Raw genomic sequence first — 24,956 nt, forward strand, 5'->3', positions numbered from 1 at the left:
CAGGGGGTCGCCGGCCAGGTCGTGGATCAGGCGACGAGGATGTTCAGACTCAGGATGCCAGGCCGCGACGCTCCAGGAGGGGCTCGATCCGGGCCTCGCGGCCCCGGAAGTCGCGGTACGCCTCCAGCGGGTCCATCGACCCGCCGACGCCCAGCAGGCGTCGGCGGAACCGCTCGCCGTTGGCGCGGGTGAGTCCGCCGTTCTCGGCGAACCATTCCACCGTGTCGGCGTCGAGGACCTCGCTCCAGATGTACGAGTAGTAGCCGGCGCTGTAGCCACCGGAGAACACGTGGGCGAAGTACGTGGAGGAGTAGCGGGGTGGGACGACGAGGTTGTCCAGCCCGATGTCGGTGAGTGCCGTCGCCTCGATGTGGGCCACGTCGAGGGTGGTGGAGGCCGTGTCGGCGTCCACGCTGTGCCAGGTCTGGTCGAGCCACGCGGCGGCGAGGTACTCGCTTGTCGCGAAGCCCTGGTTGAAGGCCTCCGACTCACGGAGCTTCTCGACCACCTCGGCGGGGAGCGGCTCGCCCGTCTCGACGTGTCGCGCGTACTCCGCCAGCACCTCCGGCCAGAAGATCCACATCTCGTTGACCTGACTCGGGAACTCGACGAAGTCGCGGAAGACGGCGGTGCCGGCGAAGTGCGGGTACGTCACATGCGCGAAGAGCCCGTGAAGGGCATGACCGAACTCGTGGAAGAGGGTGGTCACCTCGTCGAGGGTGAGCAGGGTCGGCGCACCCGGGGCGGGCTTGGGGACGTTGAGATTGTTGACGACGATGGGAGCTGTGCCGCGGAGCTCGGACTGCGAGACGATCGAGTTCATCCACGCGCCGCCCCGCTTGGTGTCGCGGGTGTACAGGTCGAGGATGAACAGCCCCAGCGCCGAACCGTCCTCCTCCGACACCTCGAAGACGCGCGCGTCGGGGTGGTAGGCCTGCAGGTCGGTGCGCTCGGCGAAGGTGATGCCGTACAGCGCGGATGCCGCGCGGAAGACGCCGTCGACGAGCACGCGCTCCGCCTCGAACCAGGGCCGGAGCGCGGTGCGGTCGAGGTCGTAGCGGGCGGCGCGGACCTTCTCGGTGTAGAACGCCCAGTCGTGGGCCTCGATCGTGAACGGTGCATCTTCTGCATCGACGATCGCCTGGAGCGCCTCCTGCTCGCGACGTGCGTTGGCCGCTGCGGGAGCGGCGAGTCGGCGCAGGAGCGCGTGTACGGCCTCCGGGGAGCCTGCGGTCTGGTCGGCGGTGATGTAGGAGGCGTGCGAGTCGAAGCCGAGGAGCTCCGCGCGCTCGGCGCGGAGGCGCACGATCTCGGTCAGCACTTCGCGGTTGTCGTGCGCGTTTCCGCGGCTCGCACGGGAGCGCGAGGCGTCGAGCAGACGTCGCCGGCTCTCGCGCGACGTCAGGGTGGAGAGGTAGGGGTGGCCGGTGAAGAGGGTCAGGGTGACCACGTACTTCCCGGGGAGGCCGCGGTCGGCGGCGTTCTGCGCGGCGGCCGACAGTTCGCCGTCGGTGAGGCCGTCGAGCTCATCGGCGTCGTCGAACACAGCGGCGAGGTCGTTCGTGTCGGCGAGGAGATTCTTCTCGAACGTGTTCGAGAGCACGGATAGGCGCTGATTGATTTCGGTGAGCACGGACTTCGCACCGTCGTCGAGTGCGGCGCCGGCGCTCGTCATCTCGCGGTACCGGCGTTCGACGAGGTAGCGCTCCTCGGCTCCGAGGTCCAGCGAGTCGAGCTGCTCATAGACGGCCCGGACGCGCGCGTACAGCGCGGCATCGAGCTGGACGGCGTCGTCGTGCGCTGACATCAGCGGCGCGAGGGCGGCGTCGATCTCCTGGATCTCGGGCGTCGCGTGGGCGGAGGAGACGGTGTAGAAGGTCCGAGCCACCCGACCCAGGAGGTCGCCGGCCGCTTCGAGCCGTTCGAGGGTGTTCGCGAACGTGGGTGCCTCGCTCTGCGCGGTGATCGCGTCGATCTCGGCCCGGTGCTGCGCGAACGCGGCCTCGAACGCCGGGAGGTAGTGCTCTGCCCGGATGCCGGGGTAGTCGGGAAGACCGAAGGGGAGTGACGAGGGGGAGAGAAGCGGGTTGGAAGCGGCATCCGTCATTCCTTCAGCGTACGTGGCCGCGTCGGTCCCGATGCTCGCCGAGCTCGCGCTGCGATCGATTGCAAAGAAATAGTTGCAAAGAAGACAATGCAAAGATATCTTTGCATTATGTCTGACGCCGACTCCACCGCCGCCCGCCCCGAACGCGTTCTCGACGCCGGCGCGCTCAAGGCGCTCGCGCACCCCCTCCGGGTGCAGATGTACGACATCCTGTCGCAGTACGGCGCGCAGACAGCGAGCTCCCTGGCGGCGTTGACGGGAGAGTCGACCGGCTCGACGAGCTACCACCTGCGTGCGCTCGCGAAGCACGATCTGATCCGCGAGGTGGAGGGGCGGGGGTCGGCCCGTGAGCGGTGGTGGGAGCGGGAGAAGGGCTCCGTGTCCTTCACGAACCCCGAGGCCATGAAGACGCCGTCGGGCAGGGCGGCGACCCAGGTCGTCATGACCGAATTCCTCAACCGACGCCACCAGCAGCTGCTGCGCTTCGTCGGGGACAGCATCCGCACACCGGCCGAGATCGATGACATGACCGCGCTCATCTCGACCGCCAACCTCCGCCTGACACCTGACCAAGCGAAGGAGCTCAACGAGCGCTTCTCGGCGCTCATCGATGAAGCGAGCGACCGCTACCGCGGACAGGACGAGGCAGGCACACAGCCCTACACCGTCCGCGTGGACGTCTTCGCGCTCCCCGAAGGAGGCAACTGACATGACCACTCTCACCCTCGTGCGCCCCGTGGCGGCGGCGACGCCGACCTCCCTCGACCGCGCGCTCCTCGTCGTCAGCCACACGCTGCAGGACGCCGTCACCCGGCGCATGTCACGGCGGGCCGCATCTGCACCGCTCCGCCTCGCGCACGACGAGGCGATCGAGCGTCGGCGGGACGGCGCCGCGGTCTTGCACACCGGGATCCTGCCGCGGTGACCGTGGTCCGGCCGCGGCCTCCGGTGAAGCCGGGGTTGGGCCCGGCCTTCGGCCGCCTGTGGACCGCCGCCGCGTTCAGCAATCTCGCCGACGGTCTCGGGCGCACCGCGGTGCCGCTCATCGCGACCACGCTCACGCGTGACCCTCTGATGATCTCGATCCTCGCGGCCCTCGCGTTCGTGCCGTGGTTCGTCTTCGCGATCCCGGCCGGGATGCTCGTCGACCGATTCGACCGTCGCATCCTCATGGCGGTCGCGAACACCGTCCGCGCCGCCGCGGCGCTCGGCCTCGCGGTGCTCACCGTCACGGGTGCCCTCGACATCTGGTGGCTGTTCGCCGGCACGCTCGTGTTCGGGTTCGGCGAGACGGTGTTCGACAACGCGACGAACGCGGTGATCCCCGCGGTCGTGCGCGACGAGCACCTCGAACGCGCGAACGGTCGGATCCAGGCCGCGCAGATCACGATCGACAGCTTCATCGCGCAGCCCATCGCGGGCGTGCTCTTCGCGGTGTCGCTGGCCCTGCCGCTCTGGGTCGGGTCGGTCGGCTATCTCGTCCCGATCGTCCTTGCGGTCCTGCTTCCGCTGTCAGCCGCGCGGCCGCTTCGCACCTCAGCATCGAAACCTGATGCCGCGCCGCGCGTGCCGGCATCGGAGGCGCTCCGCTTCCTCTGGACCCACCGTTACCTGCGCGCACTGGTGCTGTTCACGTCCCTCATGGGCTGCGCCTTCTCGTTCGCCCAGGCGCCGACGATCCTCTACTTCCTCGATGAGCACGATGTTGCGCCGGCGGCGATCGGATTCGTGACCGCAGGCATCGGTCTCGGGGCGCTGGCGGGTTCGCTCGTCGCCGCGCCCGTCGTGGCTCGGTTCGGACGCGGCGGCGTGATGTGGGCGGCGAACCTGCTGGCGGCGCTCGCGCTCGTGGCCGTGGGCATCGCGGCCGAGGTCGTCACGGCGGTCGTCGCCTACGCGGCGATGGCGTTCGCGATCTCGACCTGGAACGTCCCGTGGGCGGCGCTGCGCCAGCGGCTCATCCCGCCCGTGCTGTTCGGACGGACGCTGGGCGTCATCCGCATGATCACGTGGGGCATGTTCCCGCTGGCGACCGTTCTCGGCGGGTGGGTCGCCCGGGGAGATCTCCGGCTTCCCTATCTGCTCGCCGGCGGCCTCTGCCTCGTCGCCACCCTCGTGTGCACCAAGCTCCTGCTCGAGGCGTCCCGGCAGGGGCTCAGCCCCGCCGACGCCTGAGCGGGGTCAGTCCTCGAGCGCGTCGACGTGGCCGACGACGACCTGGCCGTCGCGATCCTGTCGGACGACGGCACCCGTCTCCAGCTCGGCGACGGGGCGGCCCTCCAGCCAGGTGAGCGTCCAGCGGGGCTTCGGCTGCACGCCCGACTGCGTCACCGTGGCATCCACCACCGCAATCTGCTCGTGCAGCAGAGCCGGGACGGATGCCGGCGGCTCCGCCCCGCTGTCCCAGCGGGTACCCATTCGCATCATGCCTCCTGAGGGGCGAGTTCGATGTCGGTGACGGCGATGGCGTCGGCGTCGGCGTAGCTGACGGCGGCGATGCGACCGACCGCGGCGAGGTCGCCCTCGGCGGAGCGGATCGCGTCGAGCGCGGCGGCGGGGCCTGCGACGGTGAGCGAAGCGACCGGCGTCTTCTGCGAGGCCTTCGCCTCAGTCTTCGCGCGGCGCACGCCGATCAGAGCCTCACCGACCGCGCGGAGCACCGCCGGGTCGCCATCGATCTCGAGCGGGGTCGGCCAGGCGGCGGTGTGGACCGAGCCCTCCTCGAACCACGACCACGATTCCTCCGCGGCGAAGGAGAGCACCGGAGCCAGCAGACGCAGCAGGGTCGACAGCGCGAGGCGCAGGGCGAGGGCCGCCGAGGCCTGACCGGCGTCGGCCTGGTTGTAGGCGCGCTCCTTCACGAGTTCGAGGTAGTCGTCGCAGAAGGTCCAGAAGAACGCCTCCGTGATCTCGAGTGCGCGCGCGTGGTCGAAGGCGTCGAAGGCCTTCGTCGCGTCGCGGACGACCTGATCCAGCGTCGCCAGCATCGAGGCGTCGAGCGCGTGGGTGATGCGCGCGCCCTCCGGTACGGGGAACGACAGCACGAACTTCGCGGCGTTCAAAACCTTGATCGCCAGGCGACGGCCGATCTTCACCTGCGTAGGGTTCTGCGGGTCGAACGCGGCATCCGCGCCGAGGCGGCTGGAGGCCGCCCAGTAGCGGACTGCGTCGGTGCCGTGCGCGTCGAGGATGTCGGCCGGGGTGACCACGTTGCCCTTCGACTTCGACATCTTCTTGCGGTCGGGATCGACGATGAAGCCGGAGATGGCGGCATCCGTCCACGGCGCACGACCGTCTTCGAGGACCGAACGCACCATGGTCGAGAAGAGCCAGGTGCGGATGATGTCCTGCCCCTGCGGGCGCACGTCGAAGGGGGCGACGAGGTTCCAGAGCTCCTCGTCACGCTCCCACCCGCCGGCGAGCTGCGGCGTGAGCGACGAGGTCGCCCACGTGTCGAAGATGTCGCGCTCGGCGTCGAACCCGCCGGGCACGCCGCGCTGATCCTCGGTGTAGCCGTCGGGCACGTCGGTGGTCGGGTCGACGGGCAGGCGGGACACGTCGGGCGTCAGGACGAGGTCGTAGTCCCGTTCGCCGTTCTCGTCGAGGCCGTACCAGACCGGGATCGGCACACCGAAGAAGCGCTGCCGCGAGACGAGCCAGTCGCCGGTGAGGCCGTTCGTCCAGTTCTCGTACCGGACGCGCATGAAATCGGGGTGCCACCCCATGTCGCGGCCCATTTCGATGAGCTTGTCGCGCAGCTCCGCGTCGCGGGCGCCGTTGCGGAGGTACCACTGGCGGGTGGAGACGATCTCGAGGGGGCGGTCGCCCTTCTCGTAGAACTTCACGGGGTGGGTGAAGGGCTTCGAGACCTCGAGCAGCTCGCCGGACTCCTGGAGCAGCTCGACGATGCGCTTCTTGGCGCTGAACACCGTCTTGCCGGCAAGCTCGGCGTACGCCGCCTTCGCGGCATCCGTCACGAGCACATCGGGAGCCTCATCGATGATGCGGCCGTCGCGACCGAGGATCGTGCGGTTCGGCAGATCGAGCTCGCGCCACCAGATGATGTCGGTCACGTCGCCGAAGGTGCAGATCATCGCGATGCCGGTGCCCTTGTCCTTCACCGCGAGGGGGTGAGGGAGGACGGGGACCTCGACGTCGAACAGCGGCGTGCGGACGGTCTGACCGAAATACGGCTGATAGCGCTCGTCGTCGGGGTTGGCGACGAGGGCAACGCACGCCGCGAGCAGCTCGGGCCGGGTCGTCTCGATGTGGATGTCGCCGGAGCCGTCGGTCTTGTGGAACGCGATGCGGTGGTACGCGGCCTGCTGGTCGCGGTCTTCGAGCTCGGCCTGCGCGATGGCGGAGCGGAAGTCGATGTCCCAGAGCGTCGGCGCCATGGCCTGGTACGCCTCGCCGCGGTCGAGGTTGCGCAGGAACGCGAGCTGGCTCGTGCGGATCGTGTCATCCGAGATGGTGCGGTAGGTCTGCGTCCAGTCGACCGACAGGCCGAGCTTGCGGAAGAGGTCCTCGAACTGCTTCTCGTCCTCGATGGTGAGCTCTTCGCACAGCTCGATGAAGTTGCGGCGGCTGATCGGCACCTGGTCGGCGGGCTTCAGGCTCTTCGCGTCTCCGCGGAACGGCGGCGTGAAGTCGGGGTCGTAGGGGAGCGAGGTGTCGCAGCGCACGCCGTAGTAGTTCTGCACGCGGCGCTCGGTGGGCAGGCCGTTGTCATCCCAGCCCATCGGGTAGAACACCGTCTTGCCGCGCATGCGCTCGTAGCGCACCTTCACGTCGGTGTGCGTGTAGCTGAACACGTGCCCGATGTGCAGGGATCCGGATGCCGTGGGCGGTGGCGTATCGATCGAGAAGACGCCGGCGCGCCCGGAGGCCTTGGCCGCGTCGCGATCGAACAGGTACGTGCCGGCGGCGGACCACGCGGCATCCCACTTCTGCTCGAGGCCCTCCAGGGCGGGCTTGTCCGGGATCTGCGCGTTCGTCATGGTGCTCCTCGAGCGATATGTGCGGCACCGTGTGAGCGTGCCTGAGTGTGGATCGCCCTCAGTCTACCGGCGGTCGCCGCGCACCCACCCCGCACACGGGATGCCGCGGCTCGGTCAGAAGGCGACCTCGATCGTCGGGTTGTCGTCGATGATCGCGCGGACGGCGTCGCTCGTGAACGCGTCGACGAGCGCGGCGGTCGCGTCAGAGTCCGCCTCCTCACCCGGAACGACGACCTGCAGCGCGAAACGATCGTCGAGCTCGGTGAGGAGGCCGTCGTCCTGCGGCGTGAGACCGAGCGCGGAGATGTGGGACGGCCACTGGAAGACCAGGTCGGCCTCGTCGTAGGCGGTGTTGAGCTGCGCGATCTCGAGCTGGAGGAACTCGAAGTCGCGGGGGTTCTCGGCGATGTCGTCGACCGTCGCGGCGTAGGGGTCGACGCCGGATGCCAGCTCGATCACGCCCTCGTCGGCGAGGAGCTTCAGCGCGCGCCCGGTGTTGGACGCGTCGTTGGGGATCGCGACGACGGCGCCGTCGGGGAGGTCGTCGATGCAGTCGTACGCCTTGGAGTAGAACGCGATCGTGAAGTTGTACACGGACTGCACGGGGGTGAGGTCGGCGTCGTTCTTCGCGTTGAACTCCTCGAGGTACGGCACGTGCTGGGAGAAGTTCGCGTCGATGTCGCCCGCCGCGAGCATGTTGTTGATCGTGACGTAGTCGCTGACCTCCACGAGCTCGATCTCGTATCCGTCGGCGATCTCCTCGCCGGCTGCTTCGACGATGTCGGTCATGGGGGAGGTGACGGCCCCCACGCGCAGGGTGACGGTCTCCTCGCCCTCGCTCTGGCTGGCGGCGGGCGCGCACGCGGCGAGCGCGAACACGGAGAGCAGGCCGAGGGCGGCGGCGGAGAAGCGGGGGAGCGAACGGGTGGTCATGAGGTCTCCTTGAGGGTCACGGGGAAGGTCAGCGGTGATCGAGGCGCACCGAAAGGCGCTGCCCGAGGGATTGGATGATGAGCACGACCGCCAGGATCAGCAGGATCGTGAAGTACATGAGCGGGTAGTCGTACTCCTGGTACCCGTATCGGAGCGCGAAGTCTCCGACGCCGCCGCCCCCGACGACCCCGAGCACGGTCGAATACGACAGCAGGCTGATGCTCGCCGAGGTGAGGGCGTAGACCAGGCCCGGGACGGCTTCGGGCAGGAGGAAGCGGAACACCGTCTGCGGCACGGTCGCGCCGAGCGTGTCCGCCATACGCGGGATGCCGGGACTGATCTCCCGCAGGATCTGCTCGACCAGTCGGCCATAGATGGCGACGGCGACGACGCACAGCGAGAAGGTCGCTGCGGGCGTGCCGAAGGTGGTCCCGTAGATGGCGCGCGTCACCGGGATGAGGAACACGACCAGGAGGAGGAAGGGGAAGGACCGGACGACGTTGATGAAGAAGTTCGTCAGGGTCCACGCGACACGGTTCGGCGCGAGCCCGCCGGGACGGGTGAGATAGACGGCTGTCCCGAGCGGTGTCCCGAGGATCACGGCGGCGGTGAGGGAGACGACGAGCATGTATCCCGTCTCGCCGAGGGCCTCGAGCAGATCGTCGCCGCGCTCGCCGAGGCTGTCCTGCAGTGGGCCGAGGATGTCCGCGATCATGCGCGCAGTTCCCGTCGTGCGCGATCGAGGTACGACTCGGATCCGGCGGATGCCGCGGGGCTCACGGTCAGGATCTCCTGCAGGCGTCCGGACTCGAACAGGGCCACGCGGTCGCAGACCGCTCGGACCACGTCGAGATCGTGCGTGACGACGACCACGGTCGTGCCGAAGCGGTCGCGCGCGGAGCGCAGCAGGTCGAGCACTCCCGCCGCCGTCGTGGCATCCAGAGCCGACGTGGGCTCATCGCAGATGAGCAGACGGGGACGCGTGACGAGGGCGCGGGCGATGCCGACCCGTTGACGCTGTCCGCCGCTGAGCTGCGCGGGGAACGCGTCCGCACGCTCGATGAGTCCGACGAAACGCAGCACCTGGTCGACCAGCTCGCGGTCGGCGGAGCGCCGCGAGCGAGCGTTGGGGCGGAGGGCGAGGGCGGCGGCGACGTTCTGCCGAACAGTGCGGTTCGACAGCAGGTGGACCCCCTGGAAGACGACGCCGAGCTCGCGCCGCAGCGCGCGCAGTCCCCGCCGGTCGAGCGCGCCCACCCGGGAGCCGAGGACGTCGACCTGCCCGTCGGCGGCGCGCACCTCTCCGGTGAGTAGGCCCAGCACGGTGCTCTTGCCGGCGCCGCTCTCGCCGATGATCCCGAAGACCTCGCCGAGCTCGATCTCCAGGGTGACGTCATCGAGGGCCCGCACCCCGTTCGGATAGGTAACCCCGACGGAGGAGAGGACGACCGGTCGGGGGTCGGAAGAGGGCACGACGAAACCTCACGGAGAGAATTGTTGGACGAAGTACAACTATAGTTCGGGGATGAGCACACGGTACCGCACGCAGGCGATCAACGATGACGGCGGAACGGGCATCAGTCGGGTGCCGGCAGGCCTCGAGGTCGCGGTCTCGAACCCGTTGAGCGCGGACGCCGACCTCACCCGCAGCAACCCCGAGCAGCTGCTCGCCCTGGCCTGGGCCACGTGTCTCAACGCCACCGCTCAGGCGATCGTGAAGGGCGCCCACCGCACTGCCGTGCGGGTCGAGGTGGAGCTGCAGGACTCCCTCTCGCGCGACGGGTACGAGTTCGCCGTGACCGCGTTCGTGTCCGCCGAGGGGAAGGATGCCGATGCGGTCGCCGCGCTCGCCGAGGCGGCGCACCAGCGCTGCCCCGTCTCCCGCCTGCTGGCCGGGTCCGAGACGGCGTGGGTCCGCACGGAGCCGTGGGCGGGAGCGGACGTCGCCTGAACCGGGATCGGGGGGACCCGGATCCGCCTCCGACGGGCGTCAGTCCTGGACGTCGATGCCCACGGCGATCGCGAGCGCACGCGCGTGCGCGGCGACCTGCGCGTCGGTGAGGGTCGCGCCCCGGAGCGCGCGGATGTCCGTGAAGCTCAGGGCGTCGAGGCCGCGGAGGTCGAGGTCGCGGAGCTGCAGTTCGCGGCTGTCGAACTCCTCCACCTGGCTCTCCGTGATGCGGACCCGCTCGAGCCGGGCGCCCGGCGCATCGAGGGTGCCGATGCGGCATCCGGTGATCTCGACATCGAGGAGGACGGCGGCGGAGAGCGAGAGGTATTCGACCCGGACGCCGTCCAGGAGCACACCATCCATCCGTGCCCGCGACAGGTCGAGGGTCCCGATCCGGCCGCCGCGGATCACCACCGTGCGCCAGGTGCTGTGGCGGGCGATCACCTCGACCGCCGACAGCCCATCGACGGCGACATCCGAGAGGATCGCCCCGCTGACATCGAGGGAATCCACGGCGCCCGAGGCGATGACGCTGCCATCGAGCCGGGAGTGCGCGGCATCCGTCGATCCCGGAGGCAGCGCGATGCGTGCATCCCGCACCTCGCCCGAGCGGGTCAGGGTGGCCTCGACGAGATCCTCAGCGACATCGGGCTCGGAGATCCGGGGTTGCTCGGGACGGATGCGCGATCGGGCCATTCCGTCAGCCTAGGCGGCCGGTATGATGGGGTCATCAGCACCGATCCGGCCATCACCGGGGAGCTCTCGGAAGAACAGCGGTCCGCCGCCCAGTAGAACCGGGCGGGGCAGGCCCGTCATCGCCGCAGGTGAGTGGGTGCACCCGGAACCGGGTCGCATCAAGCGGGGTGGTACCGCGGTCTTTCGGATCGTCCTCGCAGGAGCAGACCTGCAGGAGTGACAATGACCTACCCCCGACCTTCCGCCTTCGGCCCCGCCGCCGACGCGCCCGCGGCCGTCGTCCCGAGCCCGCGCTTCCCCGACCTCGAGCGCGACGTCCTGGCCTTCTGGGAGCAGGACGACACGTTCCGCGCTTCGATCGCCCAGCGCGAGGGTGCGGACGAATGGGTCTTCTACGACGGCCCTCCCTTCGCCAACGGCCTGCCCCATTACGGGCACCTGCTCACCGGATATGCGAAGGACCTCTTCCCGCGCTTCCAGACCATGCGCGGCAAGAAGGTCGACCGCGTCTTCGGCTGGGACACGCACGGTCTTCCCGCCGAGCTCGAGGCCATGAAGCAGCTCGGGATCACCGAGAAGCGCGAGATCGAGGAGATGGGGATCGCCGCCTTCAACGCGAAGGCGCGCTCGTCCGTCCTCGAATACACGCAGGAGTGGGAGAACTACGTCACCCGCCAGGCGCGCTGGGTCGACTTCGAGCGCGGCTACAAGACGCTCGACACCAGCTACATGGAGTCGGTGCTGTGGGCCTTCAAGGAGCTGTACGACAAAGACCTCGCCTACGAGGGTCACCGCGTGCTGCCGTACTGCTGGCGCGACGAGACCCCGCTCTCGAACCACGAGCTGCGTATGGACGACGACGTCTACAAGATGCGTCAGGATCCGTCCGTCACGGTGACCTTCCCGCTCGTGGGCGCGAAGGCCGAAGCCCTCGGTCTCACCGCCGTCCGCGCGCTCGCCTGGACGACGACCCCGTGGACCCTCCCGACCAACCTCGCGCTCGTCGTCGGCCCCGATATCGAGTACGTCGTCCTCCCGGGCGGACCGGCGGGCGCCGCCGACATCCACGAGGACGCCCTCGAGGGGCAGTCGCACCGCTACCTGCTCGCCGCCGATCTGCTCGCGAACTACGCGAAGGACCTCGGCTACGCCTCGGCCGACGAGGCGCGCGACGCCGTCGACCAGACCGTCCGCGGGGCCGACCTCGCCGACGTCGCCTACGACCGGCTCTTCGACTACTACGCCGACGAGGCGACCTGGGGCACACAGCACGCCTGGCGCATCCTCGTCGACGACTACGTCACCACAACCGACGGCACCGGCATCGTCCACCAGGCACCCGCGTACGGTGAGGACGACCAGCGCGTGACGGCGGCCGCCGGCATCCCGCTCATCATGTCGCTCGACGACGGCGGCCGGTTCCTCCCTCAGGTCACCGATGTCGCGGGAGAGCTGTGGCTAGACGCGAACCGTCCGCTCATCCGCCTGCTGAAGGCGGAGGGGCGCCTGCTGCGTGAGGCGAGCTACGAGCACTCCTACCCGCACTGCTGGCGCTGCCGGAACCCCCTCATCTACAAGGCTGTGTCGAGCTGGTTCGTCCGCGTCACCTCGATCAAGGACCGCCTCGTCGAGCTCAACGAGCAGATCACCTGGGCGCCCGAGAACGTCAAGCACGGCCAGTTCGGCAAGTGGCTCGAGGGCGCGCGCGACTGGTCGATCAGCCGCAACCGCTTCTGGGGCTCGCCGATCCCGGTGTGGAAGAGCGATGACCCCGAGTACCCGCGCACCGACGTGTACGGCTCGCTGGAGGAGCTGGAGCGCGACTTCGGCCGGCTGCCGGTGAACGAGGCGGGCGAGGTCGACCTGCACCGCCCGTTCATCGACGACCTGACGCGCCCGAACCCCGACGACCCGACCGGCAACTCCACGATGCGCCGCATCGAGGACGTCTTCGACGTGTGGTTCGACTCCGGCTCGATGCCGTACGCACAGGTGCACTACCCGTTCGAGAACCGCGACTGGTTCGACGAGCACGCACCGGCCGACTTCATCGTCGAGTACATCGGACAGACGCGCGGCTGGTTCTACGTCATGCACGTGCTCTCGGGCGCCCTGTTCGACCGTCCGGCATTCTTGGGCGTCGCCTGCCACGGCATCGTGCTCGGCAGCGACGGGCAGAAGATGTCGAAGTCGCTGCGCAACTACCCCGACGTCAGCGAGGTCTTCGACCGCGACGGGTCCGACGCGATGCGCTGGTTCCTGATGAGCTCGTCCGTCCTCCGCGGCGGCAACCTCGTCGTCACGGAGGAGGGCATCCGCGCGGGCGTCCGCGAGTTCCTGCTGCCGCTGTGGAACACGTGGTACTTCTTCTCGACCTACGCGAACGCCGCCGGCGGGCCGGAGGGTGAGGGGTACGAAGCGCGCTGGCGCACCGATTCCACCAACGTGCTCGACCGATACATCCTCGCGCTCACCGGGGATCTCGTTCGCGGCGTCGCCGCCGACCTCGAGGTGCTCGACTCGACGATGGCCGCCGCCAAGCTGCGCGACTTCGCCGAGGCGCTGACGAACTGGTACATCCGGCGGTCCCGTGACCGGTTCTGGGTGGGGGCGGATGCCGCCGACGCGACCTCCACGGAGGCCTTCGACACCCTCTACACGGTGCTCGAGACGCTCACCCGGGTCGCGGCGCCGCTGCTCCCGCTCATCTCCGAGCGGGTCTGGCAGGGCCTCACCGGCGGACGCAGCGTCCACCTGGAGGACTGGCCGGACGCGGACGCGTTCGCTCCGGCATCCGACATCCGCACCGCGATGGACGCCGTCCGCGAGGTGTCCTCGGTCGCCAACGCCCTCCGCAAGAAGGAGGGCAAGCGCGTGCGCCTGCCGCTCGCCTCGCTCACCGTCGCGGTGCGCGGTGCCGACACGCTCGCCCAGTTCGAGGACATCGTCCGCGATGAGCTCAACGTCAAGGCCGTGCAGCTCGTCGAGCTGACCGACGGTCTCGCCGAGCAGTACGGCATCAGCCAGCGCCTCGCGGTCAACGCCCGTGCCGCGGGTCCGCGCCTGGGTAAGCAGGTGCAGCACGTCATCAAGGGCGCCAAGGCGGGTCTGTGGACCGAAGAGGGCGGCGTGGTCGTCGTCGACGGCATCGCGCTGGAGCCGGGCGAGTACGACCTGACGCTCGAGGCAGGCGGCGTCGCCGAGGGCACCGCCATCGCGCTGCTGCCGGCGGGCGGCTTCGTCCTGCTCGACACCACGACGACCCCCGAGCTCGAGGCTGAGGGGCTCGCGCGCGACGTCATCCGCGCGGTGCAGGACGCCCGCAAGGCGGCCGGCTTCGACGTGAGCGACCGGATCGCCCTCCAGCTGACCTTCGACTCCGACGAGGACGCGCGCGCGGTGGCATCCGCCTTCGACGTCGCCGAGGTCGCGGGGGAGACCCTCTCGGCCGCCGCCCTCGTGGCGACCGCCGACGGGACCGTCCTCCTCGGAGAGGCACTCCGGTCGACCCCCGAGTATACCACCACGGTCACCGCCGGCACGTACGCCAACGTCGGTGCCCTGACGATCGGCGTGCGCCGGATCGGAGCGACCTCATGAGCGACCGGACACGAGCGGATGCCGTCTACGCGGCGCTCCTGGAGCGGCAGGGCGAGCGGTGGGTTCAGCCGCGTGTCGAGCGGACGCGTCGCGTGCTCGAGCTGCTCGCCGACCCGCAGCGCACCTACCGCGTCATCCACGTGACGGGCACGAACGGCAAGACCTCCACGAGCCGCATCATCGAGTCGATCGTGCGGGCGCACGGGCTCCGGACCGGACTGTTCACCAGCCCTCACCTGGAGCGTTTCACCGAGCGGGTCATGATCGACGGCGAACCGATCGCCGACGCCGCCATCGCAGACGCGTGGGACGAGATCTCGCCCTTCGTCGAGCTCGTCGACGCCGAGCTCGACGCCGCGGGCGAAGCGCCCCTGACGTTCTTCGAGCTGCTCACCGTGCTCGCGTTCGTCGCGTTCGCCGACGCTCCCGTCGACGTCGCGGTGATCGAGGTGGGGATGGGCGGCGCGTGGGATTCGACCAACACCGCCGACGGTGACGTCGCGGTCTTCGCGCCGATCGACATCGACCACGCCGACCGCCTCGGCGACACGATCGCCGAGATCGCCCAGGTGAAGTCCGGGATCATCAAGAAGTCCGCGGCGGTGGTGTCCGCTCAGCAGGATGCCGCGGCCGCGGCGGTCCTGGCCGAGTCCGCACGTCGACAGGAGGCGACCTTCGCCTCGGAGGGCGAGCAGTTCGGCCTCCTCGAGCAGAAGCTCGCCGTCGGCGGTCAGCTGATCACGGTCCGAGGGCTGGCGGGGACGTACCCGGAGCTCTACCTGCCGCTCTACGGCGCACACCAGGGGCACAACGCGGCGCTCGCGATCGCGGCCGTGGAGTCGCTCATCGGCGGCGCCTCGCAGTCGCTCGCCGAGGACGTGCTCGCCGACGGCCTCGCCGGGGCCACCTCGCCCGGACGCCTCCAGCTGATCGGCATCGCACCCACCGTACTCGTCGACAGCGCCCACAACCCGCACGGCGCCCGCGCTCTGGTCGCGGCTCTGGGCGACTCGTTCGACTTCGACGAGTGGGGGGTCGTCCTGGGCGCCTTCGGCGACAAGGACGTGGCGGGCATCGTGAACACCCTCGCGCCGGTGGCCGCGCACGTGTTCGCAACCGCGCCCGAGTCCGATCGGGCGGAAGACCCCGATTCCATCGCCGACCTCGTCGAGCAGGTCGGCACCGCCGTGACGGTGCACCGCGACCTCGCCGAGGCGGCGGAGGCCGCCCGTGCGTGGGCCGCAGACGCCGATCGCCGCGCCGTCGTGATCGCCGGCAGTGTCGTGCTCGCCGGCGAGGCCGTGACGCTCTCGGCCGCGGAGGACTGGAAGTCGGGGTACCGCGCATGAGCCCCCGGGTTCGTCGTCACCGCGGGGCACGGGAATCGCTGACCTCGGTCATCCTCATCGCCGAGTCGCTCGTGGTGTTCCTCGGCGGGCTCGTCGTGTTCGGGTTGAAGGTGCTCCCCGATGGGATCGAGGACTGGTGGGGCATCGTCGGCGGCTCCGTCCTCGCGGTGCTCATGATCGTGACGGCGGGCTTGACCCGTCACCTGTGGGCGATCGTGGTCGGGGCGGTGCTCCAGCTCGTGCTGGCCGCCGGTGCGATCCTCGTTCCGGCGCTGCTGATGGCCGTCGCCGTTTTCGGCGGCATGTACGTGTATGCGACGATCAAGGGCGGCGCTCTTGACGAGCGCAACGCCGCGCTCGCTGCGCAGGCGGAAACGAACGGAGACTGACATGGCCACCGAACAGACCCTCGTCCTCGTCAAGCCCGACGGCGTCGCCCGCGGGCTGACCGGCGCGATCCTCGCCCGCATCGAAGCCAAGGGCTACGCCCTCGTCGACTTGCGCCTGGTCGAGCCCGACCGCGAACGGCTCGAGGCGCACTACGCCGAGCACGCCGGCAAGCCGTTCTACGAGCCGCTGCTCGACTTCATGATGTCGGGACCGTCGGTCGCGATCCGCCTCGCCGGCAATCGTGTCATCGAGGGCTTCCGCTCGCTGGCCGGCACCACCGACCCGACTACGGCCGCCCCCGGCACGATCCGTGGCGACTTCGGTCGCGACTGGGGCCTCGCGGTGCAGCAGAACCTCGTGCACGGCAGTGACAGCCCTGAATCGGCAGCTCGCGAGCTGTCGATCTGGTTCGACTGACGCGCGTGAGAAGCGCCCGATGCCCCGCTGGGGATCGGGCGCTTCGTCCTTGCGGCGATCGGGTGCCGGGTCAGAACTCGGCGATCCAGTTGAGGTGGAGCTGGGCGAGCAGCCCCACGACCGCGAACGCGATGATCGCCATCAGCGGGATCCAGGCGGTCAGGGCATCGCCGAGCCGCCGCGCGCGATCCGAGCGGCTGATCACGCCGATGCGCAGCAGATGGACCGCGACGGCGAAGAACGTCGGGATCGTCACCGACCACGTCACCATGCACCACGGACACAGGGTTCCGAGCACGTAGACGCTTTGCGAGATCAGCCAGATCACGAACGTCATCGCGCCCGCGATCCCCAGGCCGAAGAGCGCCCAGAACCACCGGGCGAACTGCGCTCCGGCAAGCAATGCCGCTCCCACGACGACGGGCGCCATCCATCCGGTGAGCCCGAGGATGGGATTCGGAAAGCCGAACACCGATCCCTGCCACGACTGCAGGTTCGCGCCGCACTGGACGAGCAGGCTGATGTCGCACGCCGCCGTCGCCGTCGGATCGGCCAAGAGCTTCAGACGTTCGAGCGTCAGCTCGAACGCGGCGAACCACCCGATCACCCCGGCGACGATGAGCCAGATCGCCAGGATCGTGGGTCGGCGGGTGGTCGTCGGGGAGGTCATGGGGGCGATTATCGCACCGGGGCGGCAGGGCCCTGGGGCGCCACCGGCCGTGCAAATTGGGTCACGTCACGGTTTCGGGTCGGTTAGTGGGATAATGGTCGCTGACATCACCGCGGCCGCGCCGCCGAGATGCCACCCAGAAGACTTCGGGCGATGACCGCCCGCGCAGCGTCACCTCGCCCAGAGAGCGGGGATCGGCTGCAGACCGAGAGAGATGCGGCCCTCCGCCACAGAGCGAGGTCGCCAGAGTTTCGCCGGACGGCACGCGGAGCCGTCCGCTAGGAGTAAGCCAGTGATGGCCGATGAGAACACCGGATCAGCAGACACCGACAACGAGCTGGAGCTGAACGCTCCCGCGCCCGGAGGCGACCACCTCGCCGCCGCGGCGGACACCGCTTCGGCAGAGCCGGAAGCACCCGTGGCCGAGGACACCCCCGCCCACGCGCAGTCGGCATCGGAGGAGTCGACCCCCGACGAGACGCCCGAGCCTGCAGCCGAAACCGACGAGCCCGCTGCCGAGGCCGAGCCCGCTGCCGAGACCGAGATCGCTGCCGAGGCCGAGCCCGCAGCCGAGGTCGACGCAGAGCCCGCAGTCAAGGCTGAGCCCGAGGCCGAGCCGACCGAGCCCGCTGTCGAGGAGACTCCCGCTGACGCGTCGGCGGCCGAGGAAACCCCCGCCGCTGATGAGGCATCCGCCCCGGAGACCCCGGCGGCTCCCACCGCCGTGAGCCTGGGTCTGCTCCCGGAGGACTTCGTCTCCGCCGTCTCGACCGCCCTGCACTTCTACGCGCCCGAGATCGTGCCGCTCCCGGCGCGTCCCGGCGCAGCGCGTGACGACCGCGACGACCAGGGCGGAGAGGGCTCCTCGAACCCCCGGCGCCGCAACCGTCGGCGTGGCGGGGCGGGAGAGGCCGCCGAAGAACCGGCTCCGCGTCGCCGCGCCGTCGAGGTCATCACCGAGCCCCAGCGCATCAAGGGTTCCACCCGTCTCGAGGCCAAGAAGCAGCGTCGCCGCGACGGTCGTGAGGCGGGACGTCGCCGTCCGGTCGTGACCGAGGCCGAGTTCCTCGCCCGGCGCGAGTCGGTCGACCGCGACATGATCGTCCGATCCAAGAGCGGCCGCATCCAGATCGCGGTGCTCGAGGACAACGTGCTCGTCGAGCACTACGTCGCCCGCAACCAGGACGCGTCGCTCATCGGAAACGTGTACCTCGGTCGTGTGCAGAACGTCCTGCCCTCCATGGAGGCCGCCTTCGTCGACATCGGTCGCGGCCGCAACGCCGTGCTGTACTCCGGCGAGGTCGACTGGGATGCCGTCGAGACCGGCAACCAGCCCCGCCGGATCGAACTCGCCCTCAAGAGCGGCGACCGTGTTCTCGTCCAGGTCACCAAGGACCCCGTGGGTCACAAGGGTGCACGTCTCACCAGCCAGATCTCGCTCCCCGGCCGCTACCTCGTGTACGTGCCCGGCGGTGCCATGAACGGCATCTCCCGCAAACTCCCCGACACCGAGCGCGCGCGCCTGAAGAAGATCCTCAAGGAGGTGCTCCCCGAGTCGTCGGGCGTCATCGTGCGCACCGCCGCCGAGGGCGCCACCGAGGACCAGCTCACGCGCGATGTGCAGCGTCTCACCTCGCAGTGGGAGCACATCAGCAAGCAGGCTGAGTCCGGTCAGGCGCCGGCGCTCCTCCACTCCGAGCCCGACCTGCTCGTGAAGATCGTCCGCGACGTCTTCAACGAGGACTTCCGCAAGATGCTCATCCAGGGCGAAGAGGCGTACCAGACGATCACCTCGTACCTCAACGGCGTCGCGCCTGACCTCCTCGAGCGCATCGAGAAGTACGAAGGCGACCACGATCCGTTCGACGAGTTCCGCGTGACGGAGCAGATCGAGAAGGCGCTCGACCGCAAGGTCTGGCTGCCGTCGGGTGGCTCACTGGTCATCGACCGCACCGAGGCCATGACCGTCGTCGACGTCAACACCGGCAAGTTCGTCGGCACCGGGGGCAACCTCGAGGAGACCGTCACCAAGAACAACCTCGAAGCGGCCGAGGAGATCGTCCGGCAGCTGCGTCTGCGCGACATCGGCGGCATCATCGTCGTCGACTTCATCGACATGGTGCTCGAGTCCAACCGCGACCTCGTGCTCCGCCGCCTCATCGAGTGCCTCAGCCGCGACCGCACGAAGCACCAGGTCGCCGAGGTCACCTCGCTCGGCCTCGTGCAGATGACCCGCAAGAAGCTCGGCCTCGGCCTGCTGGAGACCTTCAGCGAGGCGTGCGATGTCTGCGCCGGTCGCGGTGTCATCGTCCACCACGACCCGGTCGTCAAGCACCGCTCCAGCGGTGGCCAGAGCGGCGGCAACGGCGGCGGCAACCGTCGCCCCCGTCAGGGCGGCGGCTCCGGCCAGAACGGCGGCGGCACCGGGGGAGCGGGCAGCACCCCCACCGGCGGCACCCACGTCATCACCGAGGGCGTGAAGTCGGCGCTCGCCCAGATCGCGGCATCCACGATCCAGCCGCACGGCGAAGAGGCTCCGGTCGAGCAGACCGGCGTCGTGGCGCCGCCCGAGCGGGGCGAGCGGGCCGAGCGTCCCAAGCGTGCCCGCAAGAAGAAGGCGGATGCCGCGCCGAAGAGCGACACCGAGCGCATGCTCGACTCGGTCCTCGAAGCGCTCCCCGAACCGAAGGCTCCCGGTCAGGGCCGCGGACGCCGCCGCGTGACGACGGCCGCCCTCACCGGCACGCCCATCTCGACGTCCCCCACCTCCGACGAGGCGTGAGACTCACCGCCCGCGGCGTTCGCGGGCGGTGACTCGCAGGCCCGAGGCGATCAGCCGACGCGTGAGCTCGCGCCCGCTGACCGCTTCGGCGCCGCCCGCCACCAGGCGGGGGATCGCGTCTGCGGGGACGTCGTAGTGGTCCCGGTCGAACGCGCGTGGAGGGATGCCGTGCGCAGCCGCGAAGGCGTGCAGTTCGTCGATGTCGCTGTCCGACACCAGGTGGGCCCACAGCCGCCCGTGCGCGGGCCACATCGCGGTGTCGACGAGCAGGGCCATGGCGTGATCCTAAGCCGACCCGCCTCCCGGGCTGCCCGGCCGCGACTCGCGGGCGGGTGCTTTTGCCCTAACTCAGGGGATCGGGTATTCTGGACCCTTGGTGCGTCACGTGTCGCAGGCCTATGGCGACGCAGAGCCTAGCTTCCGCACCAGGACTTTCCAGTCTCATCAGAGCCCGGAGCCGAGCGCTCCACAGAAGAAACAAGGTGTGAAGTGGTTTACGCAGTTGTGCGCGCCGGTGGCCGGCAGGAGAAGGTCGAAGTGGGCACCATCGTGGTGCTCGACCGCCAGCAGGCGAAGATCGGCGACAAGATCGAGCTTCCCGCCGTTCTTTTCGTCGACGGCGACGCCGTGACGACCGACGCCGACAAGCTCGCGAAGGTCAAGGTCACCGCTGAGGTCCTCGGCGAGGAGCGCGGCCCCAAGATCATCATCCAGAAGTTCAAGAACAAGACCGGCTACAAGAAGCGCCAGGGCCACCGTCAGGACCTCACGCGCGTCAAGATCACCGGCATCAAGTAAGCCAGGAGGCACGAGAGATGGCACACAAAAAGGGCGCAAGCTCCACCCGTAACGGTCGTGACTCCAACGCACAACGCCTCGGCGTGAAGCGCTTCGGTGGTCAGAAGGTCCTCGCCGGCGAGATCATCGTCCGCCAGCGCGGCACCCACTTCCACCCCGGCGCAGGCGTCGGTCGTGGTGGCGACGACACGCTGTTCGCTCTCGAGGCGGGCGCGGTCGAGTTCGGCACGAAGGGCGGCCGCAAGGTCGTCAACATCGTGTCGATCGCCGAGTAAGACACAGAATTCCACGGTGAGGGGCGGGCTACGGCTCGCCCCTCACGTGTTCCCACCGACAGGAGAATCCGCATGGTGACGTTCGTCGACCGCGTGACGCTGCATCTGAGCGCGGGCAAGGGCGGCAACGGCTGCGTCTCCGTGCGACGAGAGAAGTTCAAGCCGCTGGCCGGCCCCGACGGGGGCAACGGCGGCAGCGGTGGCGACATCGTGCTCGTCGCCGACCCGCAGGTCACGACCTTGCTCTCGTACCACCACTCGCCGCACCGCTCGGCGGGCAACGGCGGTTTCGGTATGGGCGACAACCGTTCCGGCGCGGCCGGTGAACACCTCGAACTGCCGGTGCCGGTCGGCACCGTCGTCAAGGACGAGAACGGCGAGATGCTCGTCGACATGGTCACCCCGGGGCTCCGCTTCGTCGTGGCTCCCGGCGGTCAGGGCGGCCTCGGCAACGCCGCGCTCGCGAACCCCAAGCGAAAGGCTCCCGGCTTCGCCCTCCTGGGCACCCCCGGATGGCAGGGCGACGTCCAGCTCGAGCTGAAGACCGTCGCCGATGTCGCGCTCGTCGGATTCCCCTCCGCGGGCAAGTCGAGCCTCATCGCGGCGATCTCCGCAGCTCGTCCGAAGATCGCGGACTACCCGTTCACGACCCTTCACCCGAATCTCGGCGTCGTGCAGGCCGGCGACGCCCGCTACACGGTCGCCGACGTGCCCGGCCTCATCGAGGGTGCGAGCGACGGCAAGGGTCTCGGACTCGAGTTCCTCCGCCACGTCGAGCGGTGCACCGCACTCCTGCACGTCCTCGACTGCGCCACTCTCGACCCCGGCCGCGACCCGATCAGCGACCTCGACGTCATCCTGGCCGAGCTCGCGGCGTACCCGGTGCCCGAGGGTCAGGTTCCGCTGCTCGAGCGTCCCCAGCTCATCGCACTCAACAAGCTCGATGTCCCCGAGGCGAAGGATCTCGCCGACCTCGTGCGCCCCGAGCTCGAAGCGCGCGGCTACCGTGTCTTCGACATCTCGACGGTCAGTCGTGACGGTCTGCGTCAGCTGACCTTCGCCCTGGGTGAGATCGTCGAGCAGCATCGCCGCGACGTGGCATCCGCTCCTCAGCCCGAGCGCATCGTCATCCGCCCGCAGGGATCCGAGAAGGACTTCGAGATCCGTGTCGAGGGCGGCACGTATGGCAACATCTACCGGATCCTCGGCACGAAGCCGGTGCGGTGGGTGCAGCAGACCGACTTCCAGAACGAAGAGGCCGTCGGATTCCTCGCCGACCGCCTCGAGAAGCTGGGGATCGAAGACGAGTTGTTCCGCCTCGGCGCGGAGCCGGGTTCGACCGTCGTGATCGGCGCGGGCGACGGCATCGTCTTCGACTGGCACCCCTCGCTCAGCTCGGCCGCCGAGCTGATGACGGCGCCCCGTGGGACCGACCCCCGTCTCGACCTCAACCCGCGTCGCACCACATCGCAGCGTCGTGAGCGCTATCACGAGCGCATGGATGCCAAGGCCGAGGCGCGTGCCGAGCTCGAGTCCGAGCGTCTCGCCGCCGGAAGCGACTGGGAGGACGAGGACGAGTCGTGAGTCTGCAGGATCGAGCCGGCATCGCCGGCGCCCCTCGTGTCGTCGTGAAGGTGGGCTCCTCGTCTATCAGCGGGGAGAACGCGGAGAAGATCCAGCCGATCGTCGAGGCCCTCGCCGAAGCGCACGCGCGCGGCACCGAGGTGGTTCTGGTGTCCTCGGGCGCCATCGCGACGGGCATGCCGTTCCTGATGCTCGACTCGCGGCCCAGCGACCTCGCCACACAGCAGGCGGCCGCTGCCGTCGGCCAGAACGTGCTCATCTACCGCTACCAGGCGGCGCTGCGCCCGTTCGAGATCGTCGCCGGTCAGGTCCTGCTCACCGCCGGTGACCTCGAGAACCCCACGCACCGGTCCAACGCGCGCCGTGCGATGGAGCGGCTCCTGGGCCTTCGGATCCTCCCGATCGTCAACGAGAACGACACCGTCGCGACCCATGAGATCCGCTTCGGCGACAACGACCGCCTCGCCGCGCTCGTCGCACAGCTGACCGGTGCTGACGCGCTCGTGCTTCTCAGCGACATCGAGAGCCTGTACACGCGGCCGCCGGGTGAACCCGGCGCCCGGCCGATCCACACCGTCGAGTACGGCGACGACCTCGCCGGGTACGAGTTCGGCTCCGTCGTGGTGAACAGCGTCGGCACCGGCGGCGCGGCCACCAAGGTGTCCGCAGCCCGCCTCGCATCCGCGTCGGGTGTCGGTGTGCTCGTGACCAGTGCGGATCTCGTGTTCCAGGCGCTCCGGGGCGAGGACGTCGGCACGTGGTTCGCGCCGAACCCGCAGCCTGCGCCGCCGACGGGCACCGCACCCGTGCGCGTCTCCGAGCACTGAGCGGCGCGTCGCGGCATCCGCTCGCGTTCTAGAATTGCGGGATGACCACCACCCTCGTCAGCGCCCAGGAGCGCATGCAACTCGCGCGTGACGCGTCCCGTTCGGTCGGGCTGATGACGGATGCCGCGAAGGCCGACCTTCTGCGGAGAATCGCCGACGCGATCGACGCCGAGGTCGCCCGGATCGTCGCCGCGAACGCGGAGGACCTTGCCCGGGGCCACGAAGCCGGCATCTCCGAGGGACTTCTCGACCGGCTGCGACTGGATGAGGTGCGCGTGAGCGCGCTGGCCGCGGCCGTCCGCGACGTGGCTGAGCTCCCTGACCCGGTCGGACGCCTGCTCGACGAGCGCACGCTTCCCAACGGGCTGCTGCTCCAGAAGGTGTCGGTGCCGTTTGGAGTCGTCGGCTCTATCTACGAAGCACGCCCCAATGTGACCGTCGACATCGCCGCGCTCGCGCTGCGGGCCGGCAACGCGGTCGTGCTGCGGGGCGGCAGTGCGGCGCAGTCGTCGAACGCCGCACTCATCGACGTCATGCGCGGCGCGCTGGCGGCGGCCGGAGTGGACCCCGAAGCGATCCAGACGGTCGACGACTTCGGTCGCGAGGGCGCTCGAGCGCTCATGCGCGCGCGTGGCCTGGTCGATGTGCTCGTGCCGCGGGGGAGTGCGCAGCTCATCGAGACCGTCGTGACCGAATCGTCCGTCCCGGTCATCGAAACCGGCGCCGGCGTCGTGCACATCATGCTCGATGAGACGGCGCCCCTCGACTGGGCGACAGACATCGTCGTGAACGCGAAGGTCCAGCGCCCGAGTGTCTGCAACGCCGTGGAGACGGTGCTCGTGCACGAGGGCGCCGCGGAGCGGCTGATTCCGACCGTCGTCACGGCTCTGCAGGAGCGCGGCGTGACGGTCCACGGTGACGACACCGTGCAGCGACTCGCGACGGATGTGGTGCCGGTCGTCGACGCGGACTGGGCGACCGAGCACATGAGCCTCGACGTCTCGGTCAAGGTCGTGGCCGACCTCGACGAGGCGCTGGGGCACATCCGCACCTACTCCACGCACCACACCGAGTCGATCATCACCGAGGACGACGCGAACGCGGAGCGATTCCTCGCGGAAGTCGATTCGGCGGTCGTGATGGTCAACGCGTCCACTCGGTTCACCGACGGCGGCGAGTTCGGCTTCGGCGCCGAAGTGGGCATCTCGACGCAGAAGCTGCACGCGCGCGGCCCCATGGGGCTGCCCGAACTGACCACCACGAAGTGGCTCGCCCGTGGGAACGGGCAGATCCGCGGCTGACCGCCTAAACTGTTCCTGCACCCGAATCCTCGAACGGAGCCCGAATGACTTTCGCGACGACCCTCGCCCTCGCCGCAGCGGAGACCGAACACCACGGCAATGTGATGGCGGAGACCTTCGGGTTCGGCGTCATCGCGTTCATCCTGTTCCTCGCTCTCGGGCTCGTGACGCTGTCGTACCGGAACGTGGCGAACCGTCACGCGCACAAGGCTGAGGCCTACGCACAGAAGAACCCGGCACCGCAGGCGGGCCACGGTCACCACTGAGGCCGGCCGC

Annotated in this window: 24 protein-coding genes; 15 read left to right on the top strand and 9 right to left on the bottom strand. The window is 69.5% G+C overall.

Features of this window, described 5'->3' with window-relative positions; all coding sequences use genetic code 11:
* Positions 1 to 49 precede the first annotated feature (49 nt).
* Positions 50 to 2,107, bottom strand: coding sequence for a M3 family metallopeptidase (locus ACHFGS_RS02445; protein ID WP_394280056.1), 2,058 nt, complete (start codon positions 2,105 to 2,107; stop codon positions 50 to 52).
* 108 nt (positions 2,108 to 2,215) lie between these two features.
* Between ACHFGS_RS02445 and ACHFGS_RS02450 the strand changes: the two genes are divergently transcribed.
* Genes ACHFGS_RS02450 through ACHFGS_RS02460 form a run of 3 tightly spaced genes read left to right on the top strand, consistent with a single transcriptional unit; the run spans position 2,216 to position 4,282 of the window.
* Positions 2,216 to 2,815 (top strand): ArsR/SmtB family transcription factor, encoded by a 600-nt coding sequence (locus ACHFGS_RS02450; protein ID WP_394280057.1) that lies wholly within the window; start codon positions 2,216 to 2,218, stop codon positions 2,813 to 2,815.
* Position 2,816: 1 nt separating this feature from the next.
* Entirely contained in the window at positions 2,817 to 3,032 is a 216-nt protein-coding gene (locus tag ACHFGS_RS02455) for a hypothetical protein (protein WP_394289105.1), read from the top strand.
* Entirely contained in the window at positions 3,029 to 4,282 is a 1,254-nt protein-coding gene (locus ACHFGS_RS02460) for an MFS transporter (RefSeq protein WP_394280059.1), read from the top strand. Before ACHFGS_RS02455 ends, ACHFGS_RS02460 begins: the two co-directional genes overlap by 4 nt.
* Before the next feature lie 6 nt (positions 4,283 to 4,288).
* Here ACHFGS_RS02460 and ACHFGS_RS02465 read toward each other — a convergent pair whose 3' ends face one another.
* From ACHFGS_RS02465 to ACHFGS_RS02485, 5 genes are all read right to left on the bottom strand, one after another.
* Entirely contained in the window at positions 4,289 to 4,531 is a 243-nt protein-coding gene (locus ACHFGS_RS02465) for a hypothetical protein (protein WP_394280060.1), read from the bottom strand.
* Positions 4,531 to 7,107: a valine--tRNA ligase gene (valS, locus tag ACHFGS_RS02470; protein WP_394280061.1), complete on the bottom strand. Its 2,577-nt coding sequence runs from the start codon at positions 7,105 to 7,107 to the stop codon at positions 4,531 to 4,533. The genes ACHFGS_RS02465 and valS overlap by 1 nt, the downstream gene beginning before the upstream one ends.
* A gap of 114 nt (positions 7,108 to 7,221) precedes the next feature.
* A complete protein-coding gene (locus ACHFGS_RS02475; RefSeq protein ID WP_394280062.1) occupies positions 7,222 to 8,040 on the bottom strand; it encodes a MetQ/NlpA family ABC transporter substrate-binding protein in 819 nt (272 codons plus the stop codon).
* Positions 8,041 to 8,068: 28 nt separating this feature from the next.
* Positions 8,069 to 8,755, bottom strand: a complete 687-nt coding sequence (locus ACHFGS_RS02480) for a methionine ABC transporter permease (protein ID WP_394280063.1) — start codon at positions 8,753 to 8,755, stop codon at positions 8,069 to 8,071.
* Positions 8,752 to 9,513, bottom strand: a complete 762-nt coding sequence (locus tag ACHFGS_RS02485; protein WP_394280064.1) for an ATP-binding cassette domain-containing protein — start codon at positions 9,511 to 9,513, stop codon at positions 8,752 to 8,754. The genes ACHFGS_RS02480 and ACHFGS_RS02485 overlap by 4 nt, the downstream gene beginning before the upstream one ends.
* A gap of 52 nt (positions 9,514 to 9,565) precedes the next feature.
* On the opposite strand from ACHFGS_RS02485, the gene ACHFGS_RS02490 reads away from it, so the two are divergent.
* Complete coding sequence (locus ACHFGS_RS02490; protein WP_394280065.1) at positions 9,566 to 9,991, top strand: OsmC family protein; 426 nt, start codon at positions 9,566 to 9,568, stop codon at positions 9,989 to 9,991.
* A 39-nt stretch (positions 9,992 to 10,030) separates the two neighbouring features.
* On the opposite strand, the gene ACHFGS_RS02495 is transcribed toward ACHFGS_RS02490, so the two are convergent.
* On the bottom strand, positions 10,031 to 10,687 hold the full coding sequence (locus ACHFGS_RS02495; RefSeq protein ID WP_394280066.1) for a hypothetical protein: 657 nt from the start codon (positions 10,685 to 10,687) through the stop codon (positions 10,031 to 10,033).
* A gap of 222 nt (positions 10,688 to 10,909) precedes the next feature.
* Between ACHFGS_RS02495 and ileS the strand changes: the two genes are divergently transcribed.
* From ileS to ndk, 4 genes are read left to right on the top strand one after another with little or no spacing between them, the layout of a single operon-like run.
* On the top strand, positions 10,910 to 14,287 hold the full coding sequence (gene ileS / locus ACHFGS_RS02500) for an isoleucine--tRNA ligase (protein ID WP_394289106.1): 3,378 nt from the start codon (positions 10,910 to 10,912) through the stop codon (positions 14,285 to 14,287).
* Complete coding sequence (locus ACHFGS_RS02505; protein ID WP_394279045.1) at positions 14,284 to 15,636, top strand: bifunctional folylpolyglutamate synthase/dihydrofolate synthase; 1,353 nt, start codon at positions 14,284 to 14,286, stop codon at positions 15,634 to 15,636. Before ileS ends, ACHFGS_RS02505 begins: the two co-directional genes overlap by 4 nt.
* Positions 15,633 to 16,025 carry a DUF4233 domain-containing protein gene (locus ACHFGS_RS02510; protein WP_394279046.1) on the top strand — a complete coding sequence of 131 codons (393 nt, stop codon included), beginning with the start codon at positions 15,633 to 15,635 and terminating at the stop codon, positions 16,023 to 16,025. Before ACHFGS_RS02505 ends, ACHFGS_RS02510 begins: the two co-directional genes overlap by 4 nt.
* A 1-nt stretch (position 16,026) precedes the next feature.
* The gene (gene ndk, locus ACHFGS_RS02515) at positions 16,027 to 16,443 is read left to right on the top strand and encodes a nucleoside-diphosphate kinase (RefSeq protein ID WP_394279047.1); all 417 of its coding nucleotides are present in this window, start codon (positions 16,027 to 16,029) and stop codon (positions 16,441 to 16,443) included.
* A 70-nt stretch (positions 16,444 to 16,513) separates the two neighbouring features.
* Here the strand turns inward: ndk and ACHFGS_RS02520 are convergent, their stop codons facing one another.
* Entirely contained in the window at positions 16,514 to 17,113 is a 600-nt protein-coding gene (locus ACHFGS_RS02520) for a vitamin K epoxide reductase family protein (RefSeq protein WP_394279048.1), read from the bottom strand.
* 295 nt (positions 17,114 to 17,408) lie between these two features.
* Here ACHFGS_RS02520 and ACHFGS_RS02525 point away from each other — a divergent pair, with 295 nt between their 5' ends.
* Positions 17,409 to 19,895 carry an Rne/Rng family ribonuclease gene (locus tag ACHFGS_RS02525; RefSeq protein WP_394289107.1) on the top strand — a complete coding sequence of 829 codons (2,487 nt, stop codon included), beginning with the start codon at positions 17,409 to 17,411 and terminating at the stop codon, positions 19,893 to 19,895.
* Between the two features lie 3 nt (positions 19,896 to 19,898).
* Here the strand turns inward: ACHFGS_RS02525 and ACHFGS_RS02530 are convergent, their stop codons facing one another.
* The gene (locus ACHFGS_RS02530) at positions 19,899 to 20,171 is read right to left on the bottom strand and encodes a DUF4031 domain-containing protein (protein WP_394279051.1); all 273 of its coding nucleotides are present in this window, start codon (positions 20,169 to 20,171) and stop codon (positions 19,899 to 19,901) included.
* Between the two features lie 213 nt (positions 20,172 to 20,384).
* Between ACHFGS_RS02530 and rplU the strand changes: the two genes are divergently transcribed.
* From rplU to ACHFGS_RS02560, 6 genes are all read left to right on the top strand, one after another.
* Entirely contained in the window at positions 20,385 to 20,693 is a 309-nt protein-coding gene (rplU, locus tag ACHFGS_RS02535; protein WP_394279052.1) for a 50S ribosomal protein L21, read from the top strand.
* A 17-nt stretch (positions 20,694 to 20,710) separates the two neighbouring features.
* Complete coding sequence (rpmA, locus tag ACHFGS_RS02540) at positions 20,711 to 20,968, top strand: 50S ribosomal protein L27 (RefSeq protein WP_394279053.1); 258 nt, start codon at positions 20,711 to 20,713, stop codon at positions 20,966 to 20,968.
* 72 nt (positions 20,969 to 21,040) lie between these two features.
* Positions 21,041 to 22,552, top strand: coding sequence for a GTPase ObgE (gene obgE / locus ACHFGS_RS02545; protein ID WP_394279054.1), 1,512 nt, complete (start codon positions 21,041 to 21,043; stop codon positions 22,550 to 22,552).
* Positions 22,549 to 23,379, top strand: a complete 831-nt coding sequence (proB, locus tag ACHFGS_RS02550; protein ID WP_394279055.1) for a glutamate 5-kinase — start codon at positions 22,549 to 22,551, stop codon at positions 23,377 to 23,379. Before obgE ends, proB begins: the two co-directional genes overlap by 4 nt.
* A gap of 41 nt (positions 23,380 to 23,420) precedes the next feature.
* On the top strand, positions 23,421 to 24,680 hold the full coding sequence (locus tag ACHFGS_RS02555; protein WP_394279056.1) for a glutamate-5-semialdehyde dehydrogenase: 1,260 nt from the start codon (positions 23,421 to 23,423) through the stop codon (positions 24,678 to 24,680).
* Positions 24,681 to 24,724: 44 nt separating this feature from the next.
* On the top strand, positions 24,725 to 24,946 hold the full coding sequence (locus tag ACHFGS_RS02560) for a hypothetical protein (RefSeq protein ID WP_394279057.1): 222 nt from the start codon (positions 24,725 to 24,727) through the stop codon (positions 24,944 to 24,946).
* Positions 24,947 to 24,956 lie beyond the last annotated feature (10 nt).

The organism is Microbacterium sp. (genome assembly GCF_043427715.1).
Classification (GTDB): domain Bacteria; phylum Actinomycetota; class Actinomycetes; order Actinomycetales; family Microbacteriaceae; genus Microbacterium.

Excerpts from the sequence above, each read along its gene's own strand:
- ACHFGS_RS02505 (WP_394279045.1), top strand. The coding sequence starts at position 14,284 with ATGAGCGACCGGACACGAGCGGATGCCGTCTACGCGGCGCTCCTGGAG.
- ACHFGS_RS02480 (WP_394280063.1), bottom strand. The coding sequence starts at position 8,755 with ATGATCGCGGACATCCTCGGCCCACTGCAGGACAGCCTCGGCGAGCGC.
- ACHFGS_RS02455 (WP_394289105.1), top strand. The coding sequence starts at position 2,817 with ATGACCACTCTCACCCTCGTGCGCCCCGTGGCGGCGGCGACGCCGACC.
- ileS (WP_394289106.1), top strand. The coding sequence starts at position 10,910 with ATGACCTACCCCCGACCTTCCGCCTTCGGCCCCGCCGCCGACGCGCCC.
- obgE (WP_394279054.1), top strand. The coding sequence starts at position 21,041 with ATGGTGACGTTCGTCGACCGCGTGACGCTGCATCTGAGCGCGGGCAAG.
- ndk (WP_394279047.1), top strand. The coding sequence starts at position 16,027 with ATGGCCACCGAACAGACCCTCGTCCTCGTCAAGCCCGACGGCGTCGCC.
- ACHFGS_RS02520 (WP_394279048.1), bottom strand. The coding sequence starts at position 17,113 with ATGACCTCCCCGACGACCACCCGCCGACCCACGATCCTGGCGATCTGG.
- ACHFGS_RS02450 (WP_394280057.1), top strand. The coding sequence starts at position 2,216 with ATGTCTGACGCCGACTCCACCGCCGCCCGCCCCGAACGCGTTCTCGAC.
- rpmA (WP_394279053.1), top strand. The coding sequence starts at position 20,711 with ATGGCACACAAAAAGGGCGCAAGCTCCACCCGTAACGGTCGTGACTCC.
- ACHFGS_RS02530 (WP_394279051.1), bottom strand. The coding sequence starts at position 20,171 with ATGGCCCTGCTCGTCGACACCGCGATGTGGCCCGCGCACGGGCGGCTG.
- ACHFGS_RS02465 (WP_394280060.1), bottom strand. The coding sequence starts at position 4,531 with ATGCGAATGGGTACCCGCTGGGACAGCGGGGCGGAGCCGCCGGCATCC.
- ACHFGS_RS02445 (WP_394280056.1), bottom strand. The coding sequence starts at position 2,107 with ATGACGGATGCCGCTTCCAACCCGCTTCTCTCCCCCTCGTCACTCCCC.
- ACHFGS_RS02490 (WP_394280065.1), top strand. The coding sequence starts at position 9,566 with ATGAGCACACGGTACCGCACGCAGGCGATCAACGATGACGGCGGAACG.
- ACHFGS_RS02510 (WP_394279046.1), top strand. The coding sequence starts at position 15,633 with ATGAGCCCCCGGGTTCGTCGTCACCGCGGGGCACGGGAATCGCTGACC.
- ACHFGS_RS02560 (WP_394279057.1), top strand. The coding sequence starts at position 24,725 with ATGACTTTCGCGACGACCCTCGCCCTCGCCGCAGCGGAGACCGAACAC.
- ACHFGS_RS02495 (WP_394280066.1), bottom strand. The coding sequence starts at position 10,687 with ATGGCCCGATCGCGCATCCGTCCCGAGCAACCCCGGATCTCCGAGCCC.
- ACHFGS_RS02525 (WP_394289107.1), top strand. The coding sequence starts at position 17,409 with ATGGCCGATGAGAACACCGGATCAGCAGACACCGACAACGAGCTGGAG.
- ACHFGS_RS02475 (WP_394280062.1), bottom strand. The coding sequence starts at position 8,040 with ATGACCACCCGTTCGCTCCCCCGCTTCTCCGCCGCCGCCCTCGGCCTG.
- valS (WP_394280061.1), bottom strand. The coding sequence starts at position 7,107 with ATGACGAACGCGCAGATCCCGGACAAGCCCGCCCTGGAGGGCCTCGAG.
- ACHFGS_RS02555 (WP_394279056.1), top strand. The coding sequence starts at position 23,421 with ATGACCACCACCCTCGTCAGCGCCCAGGAGCGCATGCAACTCGCGCGT.